At 69.7% G+C, this 1,978-nt stretch carries 2 protein-coding genes; both read left to right on the top strand.

Annotation, left to right across the window (positions count from 1 at the left end; translation table 11 throughout):
* Positions 1-3: 3 nt before the first annotated feature.
* Complete coding sequence (locus GRF61_RS23955) at positions 4-1,029, top strand: branched-chain amino acid ABC transporter permease (protein WP_348982475.1); 1,026 nt, start codon at positions 4-6, stop codon at positions 1,027-1,029.
* Between the two features lie 176 nt (positions 1,030-1,205).
* Positions 1,206-1,978: branched-chain amino acid ABC transporter permease (locus GRF61_RS23960; RefSeq protein ID WP_169153127.1), on the top strand; the 773-nt coding region annotated here is incomplete at its 3' end.

Consider the following 1,978-nt stretch of genomic DNA (forward strand, 5'->3'; position numbering starts at 1 on the left):
CAGATAGCGGCCCTGCTGGGCCAGGACGGCCTGACCAACGGCGCGATCTACGCGCTGCTGGCGCTGGCCTTGGTGCTGGTGTTCGCGGTGACGCGGGTGATCTTCATCCCGCAAGGGGAATTCGTCGCCTACGGCGCGCTGACGCTGGCGATGGTGCAGGCGGGCACGGTGCCGGCCACGGTGTGGCTGCTGCTGGGCATGGGCGTGTTCGCCGCCGGCCTGGAAGGGGCGGCCGCGCTGCGCCAGGGCCAGGGCGGCAAGCTGGTGCGCATCCTCGGCTGGAACCTCGCCTACCCGGTGGCGCTGGTGCTGCTGCTGGGGGCGCTGCCGCTGGCGACCCTGCCGATGCCCGCGCAGATCCTGCTCGCGCTCGCCATCGTCGTGCCCATGGGCCCCTTGATGTACCGGCTCGTCTACCAACCCATCGCTGCTGCCCCGGTGCTCATCCTGCTCATCGTCTCGGTCGCGGTGCACGTGGGCATGGTCGGGCTGGGCCTGCTCTTCTTCGGCGCCGAAGGCCAGCGCACCCCGCCCTTCTCGGACGCCCGCTTCGACCTGGGCTCCATGCCGGTGTCCGGCCAGACGATCTGGGTCATCGTCGCCTCGCTCGCCCTCATCATCATCCTGTACCAGTTCTTCGAACGCACCCTGTACGGCAAAGCCCTGCGCGCCACCGCCATCAACCGCAACGGCGCCCGGCTGATGGGCATCTCGCCGGCGCTGGCCGGGCGCCTCACCTTCCTGCTCGCCGCCTTCATCGGCGCGCTCTCGGGTGTGCTCATCGCCCCCATCACCACCATCTACTACGACACCGGCTTCCTCATCGGCCTCAAGGGCTTCGTCGGCGCCATCATCGGCGGCCTGGCGAGCTACCCGGTCGCCGCCGCCGGCGCCGTGCTCGTCGGCCTGCTCGAAGCCTTCTCCTCCTTCTGGGCCAGCGCCCACAAGGAAGTCATCGTCTTCACCCTCATCATCCCGGTGCTGCTGTGGCGCTCCTTGAAGAGCCACCACCTGGAGGAAGAAGAATGAGCCTGCGCAGCCGCCTCCAAGCCTTCCGCCGCGCCGGCGTGGTGCCCCAAGCGCCCGCGCTTGATCACGCCTCGCCCGCGCTTGATCACGCCTCGCCCGCGCTTGATCATGCCCCGCCCGCGCGGGACCCCAACGCGCTCAACCCCAAGGCCACAGCCCAGCCCAGCGACCGTGCCATGATCCCGCCCCGCCTCGTCCTCGCCGTCTTCCTCGCCCTGCTGGCCGTTGCCCCGCAGTTCCTCCCGCCCTTCTACGTCACCCTGCTCAACTACATCGGCCTCTACGCCCTGGTGGCCCTGGGCCTGGTGCTGCTGACCGGCGTGGGCGGCCTCACCAGCTTCGGCCAGGCCGCCTTCGTCGGCCTCGGGGCCTACACCACCGCCGTCCTCACCACCGCCACCGAACTGCCCGGCTGGCTCGCCTGGGCCGGCGGCTCGCCCTGGCTCGCCCTCGTCGTGGGCCTCGTCTTCACCGCGGTGGTCGCCCTGGTGCTGGGCTCGCTCACGCTCAAACTCTCCGGCCACTACCTGCCGCTGGGCACCATCGCCTGGGGCATCTCGCTCTACTTCCTGTTCGGCACCCTGGAGAGCCTGGGCGGGCACACCGGCTTGACCGGCATCCCCCCCATCACCCTCTTCGGCGTGGTGCTCGACGACGGCCCCAAGATCTACTACCTCATCTGGCTCTTCCTGCTCGCCGCCGTCTTCACCACCCAGAACCTGCTCGACTCGCGCGAAGGCCGCGCCATCCGCGCGTTGAAGGGCGGCATGGTCATGGCCGAAGCCATGGGGGTGAACACCTCGCGCTCGCGCATGATCATCTTCCTCATCGCAGCACTCCACGCCTGCGCCTCCGGCTGGCTCTACGCCCACATGCAGCGCTTCGTGAACCCCACCCCCTTCGGCCTGCACATCGGCATCGAATACCTCTTCATGGCGGTCGTCGGCGG

This window comes from Azoarcus sp. TTM-91 (assembly GCF_012911025.1).
Classification (GTDB): domain Bacteria; phylum Pseudomonadota; class Gammaproteobacteria; order Burkholderiales; family Rhodocyclaceae; genus Azoarcus.